Source organism: Halosimplex salinum (assembly GCF_003730195.1).
Classification (GTDB): domain Archaea; phylum Halobacteriota; class Halobacteria; order Halobacteriales; family Haloarculaceae; genus Halosimplex; species Halosimplex salinum.
The window spans coordinates 22,956-42,841 of sequence record NZ_QWGG01000011.1 but is presented as its reverse complement, the minus strand read 5'-3'; the positions used below and the strand labels follow the sequence as shown (position 1 = coordinate 42,841).

General features: G+C 55.6%; 20 protein-coding genes and 1 pseudogene. 14 read left to right on the top strand and 7 right to left on the bottom strand.

Going from position 1 to position 19,886, the window contains the following annotated elements; translation table 11 throughout:
* Positions 1 to 17 precede the first annotated feature (17 nt).
* The gene (locus D1409_RS20755; protein WP_123538907.1) at positions 18 to 671 is read left to right on the top strand and encodes a hypothetical protein; all 654 of its coding nucleotides are present in this window, start codon (positions 18 to 20) and stop codon (positions 669 to 671) included.
* Between the two features lie 199 nt (positions 672 to 870).
* Complete coding sequence (locus D1409_RS20745; RefSeq protein ID WP_235853656.1) at positions 871 to 1,083, top strand: SUI1 family translation initiation factor; 213 nt, start codon at positions 871 to 873, stop codon at positions 1,081 to 1,083.
* 88 nt (positions 1,084 to 1,171) lie between these two features.
* Here the strand turns inward: D1409_RS20745 and D1409_RS20740 are convergent, their stop codons facing one another.
* Both D1409_RS20740 and D1409_RS20735 read right to left on the bottom strand, forming a co-directional pair.
* Positions 1,172 to 1,612 carry a TRAM domain-containing protein gene (locus D1409_RS20740; RefSeq protein WP_123538906.1) on the bottom strand — a complete coding sequence of 147 codons (441 nt, stop codon included), beginning with the start codon at positions 1,610 to 1,612 and terminating at the stop codon, positions 1,172 to 1,174.
* A gap of 46 nt (positions 1,613 to 1,658) precedes the next feature.
* Entirely contained in the window at positions 1,659 to 2,234 is a 576-nt protein-coding gene (locus D1409_RS20735; RefSeq protein WP_123538905.1) for a hypothetical protein, read from the bottom strand.
* A 131-nt stretch (positions 2,235 to 2,365) separates the two neighbouring features.
* Between D1409_RS20735 and D1409_RS20730 the strand changes: the two genes are divergently transcribed.
* From D1409_RS20730 to D1409_RS20720, 3 genes and pseudogenes are all read left to right on the top strand, one after another.
* Entirely contained in the window at positions 2,366 to 2,797 is a 432-nt protein-coding gene (locus tag D1409_RS20730) for a helix-turn-helix domain-containing protein (RefSeq protein ID WP_123538904.1), read from the top strand.
* A gap of 278 nt (positions 2,798 to 3,075) precedes the next feature.
* On the top strand, positions 3,076 to 4,440 hold the full coding sequence (locus tag D1409_RS20725) for a restriction endonuclease (RefSeq protein ID WP_123538903.1): 1,365 nt from the start codon (positions 3,076 to 3,078) through the stop codon (positions 4,438 to 4,440).
* 81 nt (positions 4,441 to 4,521) lie between these two features.
* Positions 4,522 to 4,677, top strand: a pseudogene (locus D1409_RS20720) (helix-turn-helix transcriptional regulator); the annotation flags it as partial.
* A 147-nt stretch (positions 4,678 to 4,824) separates the two neighbouring features.
* Here D1409_RS20720 and D1409_RS25840 read toward each other — a convergent pair.
* Positions 4,825 to 4,962, bottom strand: coding sequence for a DUF7837 family putative zinc-binding protein (locus D1409_RS25840; RefSeq protein WP_449404908.1), 138 nt, complete (start codon positions 4,960 to 4,962; stop codon positions 4,825 to 4,827).
* Between the two features lie 228 nt (positions 4,963 to 5,190).
* Here D1409_RS25840 and D1409_RS20715 point away from each other — a divergent pair, with 228 nt between their 5' ends.
* From D1409_RS20715 to D1409_RS20700, 4 genes are all read left to right on the top strand, one after another.
* A complete protein-coding gene (locus D1409_RS20715) occupies positions 5,191 to 5,814 on the top strand; it encodes a transcriptional regulator (protein WP_235853654.1) in 624 nt (207 codons plus the stop codon).
* Between the two features lie 14 nt (positions 5,815 to 5,828).
* Positions 5,829 to 6,386 carry a hypothetical protein gene (locus D1409_RS20710; protein WP_123538900.1) on the top strand — a complete coding sequence of 186 codons (558 nt, stop codon included), beginning with the start codon at positions 5,829 to 5,831 and terminating at the stop codon, positions 6,384 to 6,386.
* A 186-nt stretch (positions 6,387 to 6,572) separates the two neighbouring features.
* The gene (locus D1409_RS20705; RefSeq protein ID WP_235853653.1) at positions 6,573 to 7,796 is read left to right on the top strand and encodes a competence protein CoiA; all 1,224 of its coding nucleotides are present in this window, start codon (positions 6,573 to 6,575) and stop codon (positions 7,794 to 7,796) included.
* A 79-nt stretch (positions 7,797 to 7,875) separates the two neighbouring features.
* Positions 7,876 to 8,748: a hypothetical protein gene (locus D1409_RS20700; protein WP_123538899.1), complete on the top strand. Its 873-nt coding sequence runs from the start codon at positions 7,876 to 7,878 to the stop codon at positions 8,746 to 8,748.
* A gap of 34 nt (positions 8,749 to 8,782) precedes the next feature.
* Here D1409_RS20700 and D1409_RS20695 read toward each other — a convergent pair whose 3' ends face one another.
* From D1409_RS20695 to D1409_RS20685, 3 genes are all read right to left on the bottom strand, one after another.
* Complete coding sequence (locus tag D1409_RS20695) at positions 8,783 to 9,460, bottom strand: hypothetical protein (RefSeq protein WP_235853651.1); 678 nt, start codon at positions 9,458 to 9,460, stop codon at positions 8,783 to 8,785.
* A gap of 401 nt (positions 9,461 to 9,861) precedes the next feature.
* Positions 9,862 to 11,196, bottom strand: a complete 1,335-nt coding sequence (locus tag D1409_RS20690; RefSeq protein ID WP_123538897.1) for an IS4 family transposase — start codon at positions 11,194 to 11,196, stop codon at positions 9,862 to 9,864.
* Positions 11,197 to 11,264: 68 nt separating this feature from the next.
* On the bottom strand, positions 11,265 to 12,089 hold the full coding sequence (locus D1409_RS20685; RefSeq protein WP_123538896.1) for a hypothetical protein: 825 nt from the start codon (positions 12,087 to 12,089) through the stop codon (positions 11,265 to 11,267).
* A 112-nt stretch (positions 12,090 to 12,201) separates the two neighbouring features.
* Between D1409_RS20685 and D1409_RS20680 the strand changes: the two genes are divergently transcribed.
* Both D1409_RS20680 and D1409_RS20675 read left to right on the top strand, forming a co-directional pair.
* Positions 12,202 to 13,626 (top strand): hypothetical protein, encoded by a 1,425-nt coding sequence (locus D1409_RS20680; RefSeq protein ID WP_235853649.1) that lies wholly within the window; start codon positions 12,202 to 12,204, stop codon positions 13,624 to 13,626.
* A complete protein-coding gene (locus D1409_RS20675; protein ID WP_235853648.1) occupies positions 13,623 to 15,041 on the top strand; it encodes an argonaute/piwi family protein in 1,419 nt (472 codons plus the stop codon). The genes D1409_RS20680 and D1409_RS20675 overlap by 4 nt, the downstream gene beginning before the upstream one ends.
* Before the next feature lie 17 nt (positions 15,042 to 15,058).
* Here the strand turns inward: D1409_RS20675 and D1409_RS20670 are convergent, their stop codons facing one another.
* Positions 15,059 to 15,622, bottom strand: a complete 564-nt coding sequence (locus D1409_RS20670; protein WP_123538894.1) for a hypothetical protein — start codon at positions 15,620 to 15,622, stop codon at positions 15,059 to 15,061.
* Between the two features lie 218 nt (positions 15,623 to 15,840).
* Here D1409_RS20670 and D1409_RS25620 point away from each other — a divergent pair, with 218 nt between their 5' ends.
* From D1409_RS25620 to D1409_RS20660, 3 genes are read left to right on the top strand one after another with little or no spacing between them, the layout of a single operon-like run.
* Complete coding sequence (locus D1409_RS25620) at positions 15,841 to 15,975, top strand: hypothetical protein (RefSeq protein WP_268895834.1); 135 nt, start codon at positions 15,841 to 15,843, stop codon at positions 15,973 to 15,975.
* Positions 15,972 to 19,265 carry an ATP-binding protein gene (locus D1409_RS20665; RefSeq protein ID WP_123538893.1) on the top strand — a complete coding sequence of 1,098 codons (3,294 nt, stop codon included), beginning with the start codon at positions 15,972 to 15,974 and terminating at the stop codon, positions 19,263 to 19,265. Before D1409_RS25620 ends, D1409_RS20665 begins: the two co-directional genes overlap by 4 nt.
* Entirely contained in the window at positions 19,262 to 19,879 is a 618-nt protein-coding gene (locus tag D1409_RS20660) for a DUF7680 family protein (protein WP_123538892.1), read from the top strand. The genes D1409_RS20665 and D1409_RS20660 overlap by 4 nt, the downstream gene beginning before the upstream one ends.
* Positions 19,880 to 19,886: the final 7 nt, after the last annotated feature.

Sequence of the window (19,886 nt, the reverse complement as noted above, 5' to 3'; positions counted from 1 at the left end):
GATCACAACCACAACTCATGACATCGAATTCGACTGCGACTGACACGACCCAGACGAGAACCAATTGGCAGGTCGACTACGACGTCGAGCCGATCGAAATCCGCGACCCCGTCGCGGAGGCCCTCGACGTCCTCGAACCGGGCGAGCCGTTCGTCATCGCTTATAGAGACGCGGTGAAAGAGGCAGGACACTCCTGTCCGACTGCCTCGGGCGCCTACCGGATCGTCCAGCTCGGGCTCGACGCCCTGTATCCCGACGACTATCCAGTCCGGAGCGAAATCGAGGTCCAGACGGCCGGCCCGCAGGAGGATGCTGCGTACGGCGTGATGAGCCGTATCATCTCGTACGTGACTGGCGCGACCGGCGATGACGGATTCAGCGGGCTCGCCGGTGGTCACGGGAGCCGTCGTGATCTCCTCGTCTTCGACGCGTTCGACCCGGGCACGCACGAACCGACGTTCCGGTTCCGGCGAACCGATACGGACGAGACTGTTGAAGTGACCTACCACGTCAGCGACGTTCCCGACGGCGGCCCCGCAATCGGGAATCTCCAGCGGATTCTAGAGGGGTCCGCGAGCGAGGAGCAGCGGGCGGCATTCGTCGAGGCCTGGCACCGGCGCGTGCAGGTCGTCCTCAACGACGACTCGCTGTTCACCGTCGAAGCGGTGTGAACACGACAGTGCAGCCCTCGTACGCTATATGAATTCACTGCGGTATACTGTCGATATCTTCGAGCGCCTCGATAGCAACGTCTCCTAACTCTCCAGCCTGATATGAGAATACCGCTCTCGCACCATCTCATCGAAATTATCTACGCTACTGATTCGATGGGGCAATCCGCTCGCTGATCTCGATCGGGCGACAGAACAGGTGACTGTCCGAACGGAAGAACGCCGGTATGGAAAGAAAATGGTCGTCGTCGAGGGGTTCGAAGGTGGCACCGATCTCGACTCACTCGCCTCAGAACTGAAATCTACACTTGGAACTGGTGGCACCGTCAAAGAAGGGCACATCGAACTCCAGGGCGATCACGAGGAACGCGTCCGCGAACTTCTCAAAGCAAACGGATACTCCGTCAGATAAAACAGTACGATTCTTCATATCCTGTAGAACACTCCACTGGTTCCGTCGTTACCGACAGCATCAACTAAACGATTTGGTAGAGGAGCACTCACAGCGTTCGGGGGTCCGGCTCAACGATCGTAGCAAAGGCGACGTTCTGTTGCACCTGTTCGATCTCAACGGTCGGTTCGTCACCGGGTTGTCCCTCCGGAACGATCACGACGTAACCGCGGTCAACCTTCGCGATGCCGTCGCCCTGGTCACCAATCGTCTCAATCGTCACCTCCCGAATCTCACCCTCTTCAACAGGCGGCTCGGGGGGTCCCTGCTCCTGAGTGGTCGGGGAGGTCTCAGACGATCTGTCCGCCGACTGCGTATCGGATCGCACTGTTGTATGCCCGGTTTCGAGAACAGCGATTCGATACGTCTCACCGGGTTGAATACCGTCGTGACGTATCTCACTCGCTGGAATCTCGAATGTGTAGCCCCCGTCGTCGGACTCAATAGTCGCAGTAGATACCAAGCGAAGTGTATCAGGGATGTCGACCATCACGAGAAGATTCAGTATCCGACGCAAATAATCGTTCCTCACGCCGTCAGTCGGGCGCGTAAGCATCCTCAATATAGTCACGAAGGTCCTCGGGCGTCGTCCACGTGTACGCACGATCCACCCGCTCCATCGAGAGGAGATAGTGTGCGAACATCCCGTCGTAGGCCGCGTACTGTTCCTCCTCAGTCTCGTAGGTTCGATAGAAGGCTCGCGTTCGCTCCCGATAGGTCGGCTGATCGATGTAGCCCGCTTCCCACGCGTGCCCGCCCTGGGAGTGTTCGTACACCCCGACGATATGGTCCGCGTAGCTGACCAGCAGCTTGAATTTCGACGTGAAGAACTCCGAGACGTCCAGAATATCGTCCATCAGGAACGCGTCGACCCCGTCATCAGAGTTCGAGGCTGCAGCATCACTCGCGAGTTGGTCGCGAACAGCCTCCAATCGTGGCCGCTCCTCCTCACCGTAGGAACCGAGAACGAAGTAGGACGTGTTGTTGATGAACCGTCCGAGATCCTCGTGCATCGCGGTCTGGATCGCCTCGACCCGTTCGGGTGGAAGCGTCTCGCCCGGCTGATCACCCAATTTGTCGATGACGGCACGGGTAGCGTCGTCATTGGTCATATTGGGTGGATTCACTACCGCCACCTAACGGTACGGAAATACGACCGGAAATAGAATACGCAAGCACTCTGCCCACCACTTCGAATTTCACCGAAATGATTATCCGACCGGGGGACAAACACTGATACATAATGTCCCGGCCTGACGCTACCCCGCTCACGCCAGCCGAGAACGCGGCCGGCCTCGATCCGATCGCAGCGTTGAGTGCCCTCGACGACACAACCCGCGCGAATGTCATCGGGACGATCGTCGGTCATCCGAAAGGCGCGCCCTCGAAGAAAGAACTCGAATACTACAACCCGAGTATCGCAGCGTCGACGCTCACCGACCACCTCATCCGGCTGGAGGAGGTGGGACTGATCGAGGCCATCGAACGAGATCGTGAGGGGCTCGAACGGGGCCAACCGTACCGGTTCTTTCAGCTGACCGACGCCGCCCGCGAGCTGTTCGACCGGAACAACCTCTTCGAGCCCGACGCATACCGAGAACTGTTCGCCGAAGTCGAGAAAACAAACGAAATCAAGGCCGCCGAAGACATCGACCGTCCGAACAGACGGAACTGATACTCACCTCGGGCCGTGCGTTTTGCCAGACGAAGAACTCACCATCCAAGAGATTTCGAAAGCGTAACCAGCGCAAAGCCGCCGAGAGAGATCAGTTTCGATTTCGATTCAGAACAGATGAATCGTAACAGAAGGCACGCATCAATTCCATCCTCCGAGGTAGTGGTCGGACACTCTGTAAGATGTGTAAACAATAACCGTGGTCACGTCGCTGTGTTTTCATCGCCAGCCTCGACAACGTATATAGTAGTAGCAACTTATACTCCACTTGGAACTGAATGGCTGTACTGGACGACCTCTCCGGATTCGAGTTCGAGGACGTGATGGAGGATGTCTTCCGAAATCTCGGCTACGAGAACGTCCGCCAGGCCGATCGAACCGCCGACGAGGGCCGGGACGTCATCATGGAGGAGGTCGTCGACGGACAGCGGCGCGCAATCATCGTCGAGTGCAAGCACACGGATGCAGTCGGACGGCCGGTCGTGCAGAAATTACATTCGGCCATCGCGACGTTCGACTTCGAGGGGCCAAAGCAGGGGATAGTCGTCACAACCGGCCGGTTCACGAACCCGGCCCAGGAGTACGCAGAACGGCTCCAACAGAACGTCGATCCCCATCCTATCGAGCTGCTCGACGGCGAGGACCTCCGGGAGATCGCCGATGAGATCGGCCTCGACCTCTACAACGGTCGAATCGAAATCCTCTGTGACGAAACACTCCGTCCCTACGATCCCGCGGCCGCCGTCGACGCACCGGTCAAGGAAGCGTTCCACGACATTGAGAACATTGAGGCCACCGACCTGCCGGCGCCACGCTCAGAGGCGACATTTCGGCCGGTCGTAGCAGTCACCGCTGACACCAACGCGGTCTTCGAGACATCAGTCGGCGTCATCCACCGAATCAACGAACGGACACGGTTTGCCGTTCACGCTGACCGCGGACATCCCCAGGTAGCTGACGACGACGTCGCGACGCTGGTCACCGAAAACCTGCACGTGACGGTCGACCTGGACACCAATCGATTCGGCGAGGTATTCGACGAGGTCAAGGAGCACCGGTTTGGCCAGACGCAGACCGAGTACAAGGAGTGGGCCGTTGAGCGACTCCAGCAGCACCACACGACGACAGTCACCTATACCGGCGACAACAACGTCACGTACAACAAGACCTGCGAGCCGAACCGCTCGGATATCTCCGTCCAGTCGATCAAACCGGTGTACCTTCCCGAGGTTCGGCACACCACCGACCTCAAAGAGTACACCTATCCCTACGAATACTACGCGACGGGCCCGTCAAGAGTGACCGCCGAGGACGGAATCCATCGCTGCGTCCACTGCGATATGAACGGCGTCGACGAGACGTACACCTACTGTCCCAACTGTGGAGCGATCGCCTGCGACAGCCACACCAAGACCGAACGGCTAAAGCAGAAACCGGTCTGTACGGGCTGTGCCGTAACTGAGCGGTTCGCGTTGAAGACGAAGTACTTCTACGACGAAGACAATCTCGAGGCCTTCCGTGAGGAGTACACCGATATGCCGATCCATAAGAAGGCGATGGAGAACAAACTCTTAGCTGGTGGGAGTGTGGTTGCGACGCTGCTAGTTGTCGTCGGGCTACTCGTCATCAGCGGTGTTATCTAAATTACGATGAGTCTCCAGATTGAGGAGCCCAAATCAGTCGGCGCGTAGGCGTCCTCAACGTAGTTACGATCGATGTTCCTTGGACGTCTCTACCCCAACCTCGATACACTGGTTGAAAAGAGGCTGGTTGAGAAAGGAGAGAAAGACCGCCGGACAAACGTCTATACAGTTACAAAATGCGGTCAGCGAGAACTCGAAGCCTGGCGTGACTGGGAACACCAGTACGTCGAACTATAACTCGTGCCGAACGACATCACTATAATCGCATTCGGGACAGGAGTCCTGGGTCTCATCTAAACTGGTTCCGCAAGATCGACACTCGAACAGTACTGTTGTATCAGTTGAGTTTGGAGACAGCCGCTTTAGGATTCGTAACATAGAGACTCACTGTGGGGCAACGACATCCCGGCACTCGGGACATTCAGCCCAGACACCGCCCCCATACTCTATCAGAGTATGACGGGACAGAATCTCACAACCGCAGTGCGGGCAGTCACCGAGGTGCGGATCCTGAGTGCTCATATGAGTGTGAAGCGTGTGACTGAGGGACGCAATACCCTCTGCTTCTCTCTAAGGGACGGGTCTACATATACCTCAGTGAACCAAAGTGAAAGTGGAAGCAGAGATCTACTCAAGCTAAACTACCTCGAAATCAGCCCCGTGGTATTCGCCTCGACAACCTGTGAACACTACAGCACCCGATTTCCGGGGCAAACGTTTATGGTTTCTAGTTTCGTAACTCTATACAAGATGAGCTACGATACAGAACACGTGCGAAACGCGGGGGACACTCCGGGGATGATCACCGGAATCCCCACGTTCGCAGAATTACTCGAGAACCCGTCCCTCGCTAGCCTCTATACATTGATTCGGCGGTCCGCGACTGCCACGGGCCCCGAGCTCGTTGAAACAACGACCGTCTCGAAGAAAACGGTGTACGACTATCTCCATAAGCTGGAACAGGCGGGCCTGATCAGCAAGGTTGACGACGATGGTGGGACCGCCGTATACACCGCTGAAGAGTTCGAACTGACATTGACGGTCCGCGAGACGGAAGTCTCGATCACGCCCGAACTTATCGAGGTGATCGCACAGAAGAACGAGTATCCAGCGATCGAACGGGTTCTCGAAGACCACGGCATCGTCACGTTCGCACTCGCATACGATCTCGTGGAAGCACACAGTAAGGGGAATGTCACAATCCGGCAGATCGCGAGCCTCACAGACCTTTCGCCTGGAACTGCGTATGATCTCGTCGAAGCACTCTATTCGATTCTCGATCTCGGTGACGACGAGTCGGGCCCGACAACGTACACACCGGATGATTTCGACGAGGACGAAGGCGATCTCCTCGAGGAATTTGCCGACAAGTAGACTGAATGACGAGGATGTATACTGCGAACATTGCGGACACAGTGATGTTTCGGAATTTAGGGAAGCATCCCAGTCCGCGTTTACAGTCGCTCAAGAGTGCCGTTGAGGAAGCCGGGACAGAGATTTGGGTACCAGCAGCAGTCTACCACGAACTGGCGGATACTGGAAGTGCCGACTCACCGACGAATCCATACCTCGATAGGGCTATCGAAGAGGGGTGGCTTCGGGTGGCCACACCGCTGCCAGGTGACCGCACAAAAGGGTTTGATAGGAGCGCCGGGCCGGTTGAGAAAGCTCGGTTCGTTGCAGATGAGTTTCTCAACCAGCAAAGCAAGTATCCAGAGACGAACAACTGGCGAGATGCGTCGTTGGTCGCGTTAGCGGTTCGATTGTTCGACGCGAATGCCCGCATTCGTGTGATTACCCACACAGCGGACGAGAATCTGGCAACGGCGTGCGCTCGTATCCCTCCTGAATTCGGCTACTATGATATCAAGTCCCGATACTACAACCCGCCCCAGACAGCGAAGGCTGAGTTTCCAACCGTTGACCAGCTTACGTGGAATGAGTGAACCGCCTCTAGGTCCAGCCCCGAGACACTCGCCTTGATTATTGGTAGAGAGCGTTGCGGCGGTTGGACGAGTGTAGCTAGAAATACAACCCACTAACCTAGGAACCCCTCAAGGGTCTTGGCGAGAGTATGGGTTGCATTTACAGGGATAGCGGTGGGTTCAAGCAATCGACGTACTTCGATAGTGATGACAGTGCCGTTTCGAGCGCTCCTGGATGGCGATATCGTCGTCCCCGAACAGGTCAACGACCAGCAGGCCGTCGAGTGTCCCGAATGCCGGGGTATGCTCTACCCCCGTGATGGCGATCATCGCGCTCGTCACTTCTTCCACGCCAGCGATGACGATTCTGAATCCTGTTCAACAGCATCCAAAGGGGAATCAGATACGCATGCTCGCTGTACGGCCCTCGCCGTCGCCGCTCTCGCTGAACAGTTCCCCACCGCGCCCCACGTCGGAGCCGAGATCACGATCGACATTACAGGGACGGCGACGGCCCCGGAGACGCGGCGATCTGATGCATTTGTTGAGTTCCATAAGGAAAACCTCTACTTCGGGAGGGGACTCATCATCGAGGTACAGCACAAACACCACAGTAAGGACATCGAGGGGACGACTCACGATTATCTCTCGGCAGGGTACTCGGTCGTGTGGCTGACTCCCGACGACTTCAGCGACGAGCAGCTGGATTACGACATCGTCGACGACGCATTCCGAGCCGAAGATGGACGCGCCTACAGCATCCGTGAGCACGATCCGTGGGAGTTTGGGACGCGCGTCGAAGCGAATCTCGAGTGGGAGCCGCCGTCCAGAAAATGCTACCCCTATGCAGAAACAGGAAGCCACGATTGGCGGCGAATCCCGAGCTACGCACATCCGGATAGCTACGAGTACGAGTTCTGTCGTGGGTGCGGCTCACGCCGCCAGTACGATCAGACGCTCACTCGGTTCGTGTACGATTACGAAGGGGTCCTCGCGCCAGAGGTTAGAATCGACGAGCTCCGGGATGCGATTATTATACACAGCGAAGTGGCGGACGACTTTGAGGAGTGGTTAGAAGCGAAGCGACTCGGTCCCGATCCCACGTTCGAGACAGTTCTGGTGAACCGTGTTGACGTCGCGCCGTGTCGCGGGCCACGAGGCGTTCACGAGTGGGACCGGAAGGAAGTCATCGAAAGAGGGTATGACGACCGCGTCGACGTCGCTCTCTGGGAGTGCCGATACTGTCCCGTTCATCTCCTTATGAACCATACCGGTGCTGGAGAGACGGCGCCGATTTTGTTCGGGAAAGCTCCTGACCCGGAGTGGGGACTAGACTACCTGTTCGCGAATCCCCGTAGATGTGGACATCGCTCGCACCGAGATCAAGCTGACTGGGACGACTGCCCGAGTTGCCGACAGCTGAACCCATAGGCCATCGTGGTTGCCTTCCCGCTCGTTAGCACCCCCGGCGTGACAGTAGTTTAAGTCGACGTAGCAGACAGTCGGTGATATGGACGAGCACGACTTGGAGACTGACCCTCTGCCGACAGAGCCGGAAGCTCCGATGGTGACCGACGAGTACGAAATACGCCTCGCAGACGGATGGACAGAGGAGTCTTTCGAACGCGGGACGTATGGGTCAGAGGGAACACCCGGCGTCGAAGCACGGTTCACTGCGGCCGAGAACACGGAACTCCGTATCGACCCAGTGGAGTACGAGGTAGTCGGGCGTCGACGGCGTATTCAAGGTCTCGAAGCTGACTTTGAGTCAAGCATCCACAGCGACGACGTTGCCGCCGAAGCTCAGGAGGCAGACGGCCAGATCTACGAACCCTGCCTGTTCGCGGTCCGGGCCTATTACACGCCGATCAGTTCGCCGGAAATCTCGACGTATACGCTCACGGCGGATGCAGACGACGCTGTTGCAGTGGCATGTTGGCTCTCGCACGCGACCGACCCGATGAGTCTTGGACAAGCTATCGAGAAGGCAGTACAGGCGCAGGCAGGCGAGGATCCCGACCACTACGGTATCGACTATCCGAGTGACGAGGAGCGCGTCGAGGACGTCTGCGTCGAGGACCCGAATCGGTGCGTCTACTCCGGCCAAACCACTCGAAGTCACCTACTTCGGCTGCCGTTCCGATATGCACCGCTCCTCGAAGATTATCCAGAAAACGCCGAGGCGCTACCAGCTGTTCCGCCACGAGTCGGCGGATTCGAGGTTGCGGTTTCCCACACCGAGTGGAGCGACCGCGGACTCTCGGAGGGGGCGTTGGAAGCGCCGATGGATCATGTCGATAGTGGTGTGTACCAGCTCACGCCTAACGTTGCAGAACAGGCTGAAGGGTTCCCGGTCAAGGCGACCAGTTTCCGGCAGAACTAGCGGCCACACTCCGAACTAAAACCGGCTCTATTCTTCAGAAGATCTCGTGTGAATCCTGACTGACTTGGGAATGAGTATGAAACTCATCCAAAATATAGAGGATTGAAACATCAAATAATGACGTCAGTTGTTGCTGATATCGGACGATGTCTTTCTTATCTCCGGTCACAACACGCTGAAGCACATCGCGTTCTGCAAGCCCTATTGCGTCAAGAAGCCACTGAGAGTCTACTGGAGGAATCCGGGACTCTCGAATTCCGATGTGCTCCTTGACTAGACCGCGAGCGCGCTCCTGATCGTCATAAGTTGACGACATGACGTGGACAGCATCCATTAGTGCGTCTTTCCGCTCCTTTGCGTCGTGGAGAACACGATCTCGAAGATCTTCGACACACCGTTTCGCATTCCGTGGGGTGATTTCACGCGAGGAGAAGTAGTTCTGAAAGTGTCGAACAAAGTGTGGCTTGGCCTGACTTCGAACCTCAATATTATCGAAGAAAATCTCTAAGATCCTCTCAAAGGAAAGCCCATCGTAGCGCTGTAAATCGATTTCTCGATTGTACATTGGGATATTATCCTCGACGTTCTCTTGAAAGTCTTCAAGAACGGTCCCGAACACGCCATCGGTATCGTCAGGGTCAACCTGTAGTTGATCGGGGTCGGACACAACTCGAGGCGCTCCTTGTGGACGGCTGCAATACTCGTAGATCACAAACTCACTCGTGAAGAGCGTGTTATGACCGTCTAGGATACGCTCTGCTTCTACGGCCCACCGATCGTGAGAAAACGTGAGTCCAATGAGGACGTTAGTGTCTACGAAGTATCGAGTCATTGGCCCGGATGGAGATCTTCGTGCGCAATTCCCCGGCGTTCACATCCGTTGTAGTTTAGCGGCGCGTCGAGGCGGTGTTTATGCGGATAGTTGAGCAAGACGGTGTTGAGTCGAATCGCTAATGAAGCGTGATCGGAGAACTGAACGGATGTTCTTCTGTCTCGGATGCTGAGATCTGTGTCACTCTCTGAAGGCGGCGCACTCACTCCGGTGAGTGCGTCGCCGATCCAGAGCTGTCGCTACTACCTACCTCTGAGCTAACCGGCTTGTCAGGCGAGTTTCTACCAGAACTCGCCTGACTCAACCTGCTCACGTAATCTTGGTCGATGTGGATTTGGATCTCGTGACGACCACAACAGCAATTCGTCGAGATCTGGCAGTTCATACCCGAGATCCAGCATCAGGTACAGCTGGACTAGGTGTGCGTGACGTTCGAGCGCGTGAGAACACCGACGACGTGGAAGACGCGTCGACGACGCGGCCGCGTCGTCGTCGCTCCCCTGCCGCTTTGCGTCTAATTTGCGGAGTTCATCCACGATAACGCGGCTCATCAGCAGCGAGAGCGCCGCTACGATGATCAGCGCTTCGATGATGTAGGGATCTGTCGTATTGATCTCATCGAGACCGAAGCGCGATTTGAGTTCCTTGAACAGCAGCTCAATCTCCCAGCGCGCCCGATAGAGCTGTGCGATATCGGGCGCGTGGTAGTTGTCTCTGGAAAGATTCGTTAGGTAGAGATGGTACTCATCGCTGTCCTCGTTGAGCACACCGACGAGTCGGAACGTTCGGGTCGTGCTGACGCCCGACCCTCGCTTGCGGTCGAATGAGAGGGTAATCCGAGCGTCGATCTCCTGTCGCTGCAGGTCGTCAAGGACGTCCTGCAGCGACTCGCCTTCGAGCGGAATACTGTTTCCCCGCCATGTGCGAAGCTCTTCGACGATCTCGAAGTTTGCGTCATCTTTGACCCGTGAGATGAACCAGCCGTCGTTTTGATCGATACGGTCGAACAACCAGAAGTCGTAGAAGCCGAGATCGAGTAAGACGAGTGCGCCAGCTACCCACTCACCGGTGGGTAGCTGGCTCCGTTCCTGCGTTTTGGCGTCAGTCGTTTGAAAACGCGTAGGAAGTCCGGTTGAGAGTGATTCTGTGAGGTGAAGCTTCACGCCAGCTTGATCTTCGCCAGTCGCTGCGTAGACGTCTGTAGCGTCTTGGTAGAGTGTGATGATAGAAGCGTCAACAATGAGGACGTCTCGAAAGCGTTCGAGACGTCCGCTGAGGTCGGTTTGTCCCGGTTCGAGATTCTCGATGGCGTCATCGAGAATCTCTCGCAGGAGTGTAACGAACGCGGGTGAAAACCAGCCGTGGAAGGTTGGATAAGCGAGTTCGTCACAGTCAGCCATTTCGACAAACCGTTCGAGAAATGCCTGAATAGAGCGATCTGATCCAGCAGCGAAACCCAGTGAGAGGGTGTAGAACAACGCGACAGTGTCGAACTTGCGCTCTCGTTGGACGAGATTCGTTGCGCGAGCGCGCTCGCGCAACTCCTCAGAGGGAAACGCTCTTTTGATCCGGTCGACAATCACTGAATCCGGTGGTTCGTAACTCACAGCAGCCACCGGGTTTCTCTGACAGGTAGTCCCAACGATATTCAGATCAGCAGACGGCGCTGGCGTGAGGCGTTAAACTACAACGAATGCCGGCGTTCAAGAATCGGAGCAACAAGTTCGTCAGCTGCACTCCGTTCAGATTCGAGTTCAGTCGGTAATCCAGAAAATTTCGCATCAAGGTCTTCCTCTTCGAATTCGTCAAGTTTCTGAATCGCAGAACTCCGAGCCTCCTCAAACGAGGTTATACCGAGGTTCCCACGAACCTCTTCCGGAGACATTCCCTGGGCATGCCGTTGAGCAAGTTCGAGAGCAAATATACGCCAGAACGTGACATTCACCGTCATCAATCTGGAGGGATCAGGAGAATGCGAATGGAGTTCTCGTGTGACCGCATTATACCACTTGATTAGCGGTCGGTCGTACTCCGAAAATCGGTCATTTGGAAATGATTCAAAAGTGTCGTGGACGGAGCTGAGTACCGATTCTCTGCTTGGATCAACCTCAAAGAAATCGTGATACTCCGTATGTAACGTCCGTATTTTCTTATCTAACTCCCGAAAATCCCGCTGAACCTCATACGGCGCATCATCATACATTCTGTCTGTGAGCCATTCTAACCCATGTTCGTAATATTCTGAGAGAGCCTCTGAGACAACAGAACGTAGGCGATCTTCAAGTCCGGGCTCGTTAATACTGGCTGAGGGGACAGTTGAGGGCGTGGCTGGAGATACGGTACCAAAGAGATACCAGTAATACGGAATCTCGATGTCCAAATCTTGCTCGGCAGATTTGACGTCAATACGATAGAGGAGCTTGTGAAGCGACTTTTTCGGCAACGCATCCGCGGTCCCTCGTTCGCGATTGAGGAGACGCAGAGTCGTTCCCAAGTCCCCACGATTCATTATCTCCAATATCTACCGCTCGTTTTATAGAAGTATCGTCGGATCCCAGTAGACTATCCAACGACTGAGGGAAAAGTAATTCACACGAGACTTCCTTGTAACGAGATACAACGTGCCCATCTACAATCTATATAAAGAGCGGGAAGGGACGGCGCGACGCGGGGAGGACTATAAGGAAGTCGTCATTGAGTATATGGAAGGGCTGAATTACATGGTTGAGCGGGATTCAGCCTTCCACTCTACGCTTGACGATATTCAGTTTGTGAACAAAGCTACGGGCGATAAAGTGGTAGCCGAAGCAAAAGCGTATTCCACAGGCCTCAGCCCGAACGATTTTAGAGACGAATTGGCCCGGTATTTCCTCGAATATATCAAACAACCCCAACCCCACCGGTTTGACTTCTATATTTTTACGGAGACACTTTCTAATGACCAGCTCTGGAAAGCCCTGTTCGATCGTGATGTCACCGATAATCAGAAACTGGTCGACTTCTACGAAAAACTCAAAGACAGCGTTAACGATGAGGTCGTAGATCGGCTAGATGATACTGATGTAGATGAGTTCCGAGATTTTGCTATTGATACCCATGTTTTCGTAGGTACATACGATGACCTCCGTCAACAAGCTCATCAACTCGAGAAAACAGAACGGTTCCAGTACGAACCATATCTTCATTCGTATGAACCGGTTTCTGAGGAAACAGAATATGCGACGAATCTGTTTCAGGTAACCCGCTACCCAGAGACACTGTACATCATAGAGACGACAGAGGAAGCCGAATCTGCTCGCGTCTATAATTATAACAACGAAGCGTTCCCCATCAAGCTTCACGAGCGGAAATTATATTCGCTCGTTCATCCGGACCATCTTCCGGGGTCTACTCGTCATTACATACACGAGGACCGTTTCGAAACACGAGAGTTCGAGGAGTTCCTCCGAACGCGGGCTCAAGAAGAAGAGCGTGAAAATATCGTAAGGTCCCTTCTCAGAGGGATTTTCACTCTCGTTGCAAGAGATAACGATTGTCTCATCGACCGTGAGAAGGGAACAACCGTATACCCCGAACTAGACCGCAGACAGCACGGTTCCGAGCGAAAACTAGGTCGATCTTGGGTTGCAAAGGAGTTAGACTCCTACCCCGATGTCATCCATCGTGGTGTCAAAGTACGAGTGCGGCGCTATGCGGAAGAGTACTACTACGTTCTGCTACCCACACAAGTCTTCACTTCCGACGGTCGTCGACCTGTAACAGGCGAGCGTAAATCGCGGCTCCAAAACGACTTCTCGCCAAATCGTTTCCACGCCCAGAATAGTAAGTACGACCGCCAGCTGCGTGTCTGGGAAGAGTTGCTGATGTCGGATCAGACCCAGCTTGATCGATTTATGGGTGAAAAGATACCCGTCGTAAAGGAACTCGAAGTGACCAGAGTTGACTCGCTGTCCCTCAATGTCCGCCCGCCCAAAGATGGAGACGAACGTGATGAGCTCATCGAGTCAGCGTCTGATCTCGAAAACACAGGTGGAATTGAACAATGACGCCTGAAGATTCCCCGTTCACGCTTCGTCACCTCGAGGAGCCAGAGATTCAGTTTGAAGGAGGTACTGAAACCTCTCCCAAACGTGGCCTTATCAGATATGGTCCACGGCTCTATGAAGAAGGACACCACACAATCAAACTCGGGATTATCGGCGATCGAGATTCGATCCGCCGGTTGACCGAACTACTTCACGATATGGAGGTCGGGATCCATCCAGGAACGAGTGATAATCCGTGGCAGGTTCCGTATTCCGGCCTTGGTAAGAGTTCCCCGCTCAATCTCTCCATCAATGCAAAGAAGGGTTGGAGACGCCAAATTCGCCGACGAGACATCCAATCTGTTACGAGTAAATCGACCCCCAGAGATCGGATGGAGCGATTCCTGAAGCTAGTGCGGAAAGACATAGAGATAATCGAACGGGATTCGGTTCAGCCGAACGCAATCATCGTCTGTATTCCGCAAGAAGTGATGGACGCGTGTACTCCTGAGAACCAGGACCATGCGCGGATCCAGTCGGAAGGTTCTGACCTGCGAAATCGAATCAAGCTGATCGGGATAGAGGCTCGAATCCCCACACAGCTGATTAAGCCATCCACACTTGCAATCCGTACTGACCGACAGCGAGCATCTCGGGCCTGGAATCTCACAGTTGGACTTCTATACAAGTCACAACGAGGGCATCCCTGGAAAACTCGGCAGATCGAAGATGGGCACTGCTACGCAGGACTCTCGTTCTACAGAGAGCGAGACGAAGGAGATGATGTAATTCGAGCTGCTCTTGCTCACGTCTTTCACGGACGGGACCATATTATCCTTCAGAGCGATCCACTCCCGGATATCACCGAGGACGAGAATGGGTCTCCCCACCTCTCATATGAGGCGGCTAGACAGGTAGGTGAGCAGATTCTGGAATACTACGAAGCTCAGAAAGGGACACGTCCCAGCCGGTTCGTCCTTCATAAGCCATCTGTCTTCTGGGATGAAGAACGTGAAGGGTTGCTTGATGCCACAGATGGTGTTCGCGATTTAGATCTAGTCTGGGTTCGTAGGCGGCCAAAGGTCAGGTTGTTCCCACCTACGGATTATCCCGCCATACGGGGAACCCTCCTGAGCGTCCCTGATGACGACGTCCACTATCTCTACACATCCGGATATGTCCCGGAAGAGACGACCTATCAGGGGAGTGGAGTACCATCACCGATTGAGATCCGACCTGACGAGATCTGTGAGACACCCTCGTTAGAGATCTGTAAGGAGATCCTCTTTTTCACGAAACTCGACTGGAATACATCAGACTACGCAATTCGGATGCCAGCAACCGTGAGTGTTGCAAAGCGTGTTGGTACAATCCTCTCCGAAGTAGATACGGAGTCCATCTCAGAGGTTCGGCCACAGTATTTCTACTATATGTGAATCGGTGAGTGAGAGGCTTATTCGTCTGAATCAGAGATCGGATTTAGTTGATAACCAGCAGACCGTAGAAATTCACGGAGATGCTCAACCTCCTGCTTCTCCTCAGGTGAACTCGTCCCGAGTAGTTCTTCAATTACCTGCTCTCCATCCTCACAGAGAGTAATTGATTCATTGAAAGGAGTGTTCTCAAGTGGATCTCGTCGCTCATCAATCACTATCGGCTGCCACCCGCCCTGGTACTGGTATCGGTAGAGGGTGATAGTGCGGACGGTGTCTTCGTCGACAAAGAAGCTCGTTTGTTCGCGTTTGCTGGCGACCGCGGTCTTCCCGCTGTCGAGATCCGCAGCAAAGTCCTCGAAATTGTGGAACTCAGCAGGAACCGGCCCATCGACGACGTGAGTGATGATTCCCGGCCAAGTGAACCCATAGATGCGCTCAAAGAAGCTGACACCATTATCGTCAGGAGAATCAAACACAAGGAGAAGATCGCCCAGCTGGAGGTCTGTACCGTCTACGCTGATATGCGATGAATACGGATAGGCGTCGCCGTCGTCGAGGACTTCGATATCCGGCTTCGGCATATTGTCCGAGTCTAATTGGAGCTACAAAGAGATGGCTAATAGCTCGGGATTGAATGTGAGATCGGCCAGAGAGACAGTATCATAGTCGAACCTCAGGCTTGTCGCACTCTACTCATCTTTAAAATACCAAATGACTAAGTCAACTGTCTGTATACATCGTGATAACGTACTGTGCGCGAAACTCAGGGGACCGGACATTTCGTGATACAATTATGCCGATGATACGGGTACAGGACTGGACGAAAGAACAGCTAGAGGAGATCAAGGACGAGGAAGACCACACGTCCCTCGATTCAGTAATCAAGACGCTCCTCAAAGAACGCACCAACGAAACCACCTCGACAAACGAATGAGCGATACGCCCACAACCACCGGCACGACGAATCGTCCGCCGAGTATTTTCGACTCCTGCGAACCTCGCCAGGACGTTCTCACCGGTGAGCTCGCTGAGGACCAATTCGCGGCTAGCCTCGCGGACGTCGCCCACAGCGACGACGCTCCTGATGTCTACGCGGACCCTCGACTCTTCTTCGAGAAAACCTACCCCACTAGCGGTCTGCAGGAGCTTCTCACGCGTCTCGCAACCCGTTTCGTCGGCGCACATAACGACGACTACACCGGTACGAACGGCATTCTCCGACTCGACACCAGCTTCGGTGGCGGGAAAACCCACAACCAGATCGCCGCGTATCACCTCGCAGAGTCGCCGAGTGCTGTCCCCGATCTGTCTGACTTCATCCTCGACCAAGACATCGCCGATGAGTATACTGACGCCGCTGCACTTGGTCTCGACGTCAACTCAGCCGTCTTCGTGGGCACACACGTCGACGCCGAGGACGCTCGCTCGAACTACGACGACCCTGACGCCCCCGCGACGAAGACGATGTGGGGCGAAATGGCCTACCAGCTGTTCGGGCGGGAAGGCTACGAGTTCCTGCGCGAGAACGACGAGAACCGAACGCCTCCAGGAACGACCAAACTCGAGCGGCTCTTCGAGCGGAACGACAATCCATCGCTCATCCTCATCGACGAGATCGCCGCATATCTCGAGCAAGCTGCCGCTGTCGAAATCGGGGATTCGACGCTCGCGAAGCAGACGAATACCTTCCTGATGTCGCTGCTGTCCGCGACGCAGAACAACGACAAGGTCACTGTTGTCCTCAGTATCGCGGACACCGCCTTCGCCGACCAAGCCGAAGACGTCCGTGGTCTCGTCTCCGAGACCATCTCTGAGTTCAACAGTATCAGCGACCGTGTCGAGGGCTCCATTACGCCGACGGAGGACAACGAAATTGCCGCTGTCCTGCGACACCGCTTGTTCGAGAGCGTCGCGGAAGATGGGCGCGATGCAACTGTTGATGCCTACATGTCCCTCTACACGGGTGATCGTGACTCCTTCCCCGACAGTGCAACGAACCCGGAACACCGAGACCGCCTGGAAGACAGCTACCCGATTCATCCGACGGTCATTGATACACTCACAGAGGAACTGGACTCCCTCCCGTCGTTCCAGCGCACTCGTGGTGCGCTCAAGCTCCTCTCCCGCGCAGTCTACCGCCTCTGGCAGCACCAGAGCGACTACCAAGAACGCCACTTCGTTCGTCTGTTCGATATGCATCCCTCCGATGGGGACGTTCGTTCGACGCTTCTCCGGCTGTTCTCGTCGGTCGACATGGACTTCGAGGCCGCGATCAAAGCCGACATCTTCTCGGAAGATGGCACGGCGAACGCAGAGGAAGAGGACCGGAATTGGGTCAAGAACGGACACCCCCCACTCGGAACACATCTGACGACGGCAATCCTCTGGAAGAGCATCGTGAAGGGCGCCGACGGGCGCGGCACTACACGCCGGCCTCTTCGACACGCGATTGCCAACACCGAAGTCGAGCTTGCGCACTACGACGACGCGCTCAATAACCTCCTTGGAGAGGGACGTCGGTCTGCGTGTTTCTACCTGCACGGAGACAACGGTGAGAAGATCCAGTTCAAGTCAGAGCCGAACCTCACGAAACTCATCGATTCCGTCGTCGAGCAACTACAAGACGGGCTCGCCCGACGGCATCTCGAGGAAGCCCTTGACGAGGCACTCGGTCAGGGCAGTCTGAATGTGATTGTCGGACCGGAAGAGCCACACGAGATCCCGGATACGGCCGACGAAGCGCATCTGTGCGTGATGGACTTCGATACGGTCACCATCACGGACTACGAGACCGTCCCCGAGGCAATCCAAACGCTGTTCAAGAATACAGCATCGTCGAGTGGCGGACAGAAGACGCCACGGGTGTTCAAGAATAACGTCGTCTTCCTCGCGGCGAGCGCGAACGACGTATCCGACGCGAAGCGGACCGCAGAGCGCGTCGCTGCCATCAAACACATCCAGAATAATCTCGGCGACCAGTACGAGCTCAACACCGAACAGCAGGACAAGCTCGGTGAACGCCTCGATAGCGCGAAGGGCACGCTCGATCAGGACATCAAAAAGGCGTATACGCATCTCTACTTCCCGACTGGAGATGGCCTGGCTCATCGGAACGTCACCACCGACAGCACCATCCATCAGAGTGTCATCGAGAAGCTCGATGAAGCAGGCGCGATCATCCCCGAAGGAGAGGACGCCTACGGTGTTGACTGGTTCGAGGCGACGATCTGGAACGTCGGCTCGACCTCGATGACGACGAGAGCAATCGAAGAACAGTTCGGGAAGCGCCAGGATGCGGAGATTCTCCTGTCACCCATCCCACTGCGAAAGACGATCGCCCAGCTCGTCCGTGAAGACGGGTACGCCTACTGGGACGAGGAGCAGAAGACCGGGTACTACACGCCCGAGACGGCGCTCACGGCAACCGATCACGAACTCGACGACGCGAAGAATCTGCACACGGGGCTCAGCTATCAGGACGTGAAGCTCTCGCAGTCGCACACACTCTACACCTCGCTCGATGAGCTGGTCGACGACGTCGGGAGTGAGATCGACTGGGAGGAACCCGACGAAGACGAAGAGCAAGAGGACGAGACTCCTGACGACGATGATGAGGAGACTGGCGGCAGTAGCGGCGGCAGTTCAGGTGGCGATGACGAACCTGAGCCGTTCAGTAAACTCATCGAAGTTCGCACCTCTGAGCCCGCACACGTCTCTAGGGCCCTACAGGAAATGCGGGCTGACATCGCGGATGAGCTTACCAGCGCTCGCGAGGAGTACGACGGACACCCTGACGAACTGACGCCCATCGTCGAAGGCGTCTGGATTCATCTGGACGGGGCCGATGCGTGGAAGGGCGCGTGGTTCACTGCAAACAAACTCAGCAACGATGAGGACTTCGCAGAGGACACGACGATGGACTTCGATTATGAGGCCAACGACGGAGCCGACTCGAAATCGGAGTTCGAAGTCGATTTCAATGGACGCCCAGAGGTCTTCGCAAGCCACCTCCGATTCAACATGGAGCCGGAAGATCTCGCGAATCCGGATGGCGGTCGTACCGCTGAAGCCGAGTTCGCGATTGAGTTCGACGAGGGCGATGATCGCCTCTATGGTGATACGTTCGACGCCCTGGACGAACTCCTCGCTGTCGACAACGCGTTCACCGTCACGATGCACACGCAAATCCGTCTGATCGAATCCAGCGAGGTGACCCAAGTATGAGTCAGGGGATCGCCGAGGGGAATTCGTTCGCCTTCACTACCGGCGCGTACGGGAATCGACCGACGTTCGTGTTGACGCGCGATCGGGTCGACGACCAGCACGAAATCACGCTCTACGAGCTGGCGCCCCGCGATATCGCGACGGCCCGACGAGAACGGTTTGAGAGAGCCCAAAAAGCAGTAAGCGTCTCAGTACGCGAACTGGAGGAGGCCATTATCGGCGACCGTTCCCCGTCCGAACTCCCCGGGGCAGATGACGCGGCGTACGATTGGGATGACTGGTGTGCGATTCATATCGCGACGTTACGCGGCGGGGCGTTCAACGAGGTGAGTTTCCTCATCGAATCCACCTTCCGGGAGCTGAGTCTTGATCCCGAGACCGTCTGTACAGGAGGCCCAGCAAGCGTGAGTCTTCCCGAAGCGGCCGGTGTTCGGCTCTCGATCGCGTTCCGTGCGATGAAGCCGATGCGACGTCGAGACCGTCTCCGTGAAGTCGCAAAGGGAATCGACCAGATGAGTCTGGGTGAATGCTACTACTGGCACGCCAAGGCTCGCTCGCCGTCGTCACCCAGCGGTACGAAAGCACTTCGCGTCCTACTCGCCGACCACATCTAAAGCTACC

Excerpts from the sequence above, each read along its gene's own strand:
- D1409_RS20755 (WP_123538907.1), top strand. The coding sequence starts at position 18 with ATGACATCGAATTCGACTGCGACTGACACGACCCAGACGAGAACCAAT.
- D1409_RS20740 (WP_123538906.1), bottom strand. The coding sequence starts at position 1,612 with ATGGTCGACATCCCTGATACACTTCGCTTGGTATCTACTGCGACTATT.
- D1409_RS20735 (WP_123538905.1), bottom strand. The coding sequence starts at position 2,234 with ATGACCAATGACGACGCTACCCGTGCCGTCATCGACAAATTGGGTGAT.
- D1409_RS20730 (WP_123538904.1), top strand. The coding sequence starts at position 2,366 with ATGTCCCGGCCTGACGCTACCCCGCTCACGCCAGCCGAGAACGCGGCC.
- D1409_RS20725 (WP_123538903.1), top strand. The coding sequence starts at position 3,076 with ATGGCTGTACTGGACGACCTCTCCGGATTCGAGTTCGAGGACGTGATG.
- D1409_RS25840 (WP_449404908.1), bottom strand. The coding sequence starts at position 4,962 with ATGAGCACTCAGGATCCGCACCTCGGTGACTGCCCGCACTGCGGTTGT.
- D1409_RS20715 (WP_235853654.1), top strand. The coding sequence starts at position 5,191 with ATGAGCTACGATACAGAACACGTGCGAAACGCGGGGGACACTCCGGGG.
- D1409_RS20710 (WP_123538900.1), top strand. The coding sequence starts at position 5,829 with ATGTATACTGCGAACATTGCGGACACAGTGATGTTTCGGAATTTAGGG.
- D1409_RS20705 (WP_235853653.1), top strand. The coding sequence starts at position 6,573 with ATGACAGTGCCGTTTCGAGCGCTCCTGGATGGCGATATCGTCGTCCCC.
- D1409_RS20700 (WP_123538899.1), top strand. The coding sequence starts at position 7,876 with ATGGACGAGCACGACTTGGAGACTGACCCTCTGCCGACAGAGCCGGAA.
- D1409_RS20685 (WP_123538896.1), bottom strand. The coding sequence starts at position 12,089 with ATGAATCGTGGGGACTTGGGAACGACTCTGCGTCTCCTCAATCGCGAA.
- D1409_RS20675 (WP_235853648.1), top strand. The coding sequence starts at position 13,623 with ATGACGCCTGAAGATTCCCCGTTCACGCTTCGTCACCTCGAGGAGCCA.
- D1409_RS20670 (WP_123538894.1), bottom strand. The coding sequence starts at position 15,622 with ATGCCGAAGCCGGATATCGAAGTCCTCGACGACGGCGACGCCTATCCG.
- D1409_RS25620 (WP_268895834.1), top strand. The coding sequence starts at position 15,841 with ATGATACGGGTACAGGACTGGACGAAAGAACAGCTAGAGGAGATCAAG.
- D1409_RS20665 (WP_123538893.1), top strand. The coding sequence starts at position 15,972 with ATGAGCGATACGCCCACAACCACCGGCACGACGAATCGTCCGCCGAGT.
- D1409_RS20660 (WP_123538892.1), top strand. The coding sequence starts at position 19,262 with ATGAGTCAGGGGATCGCCGAGGGGAATTCGTTCGCCTTCACTACCGGC.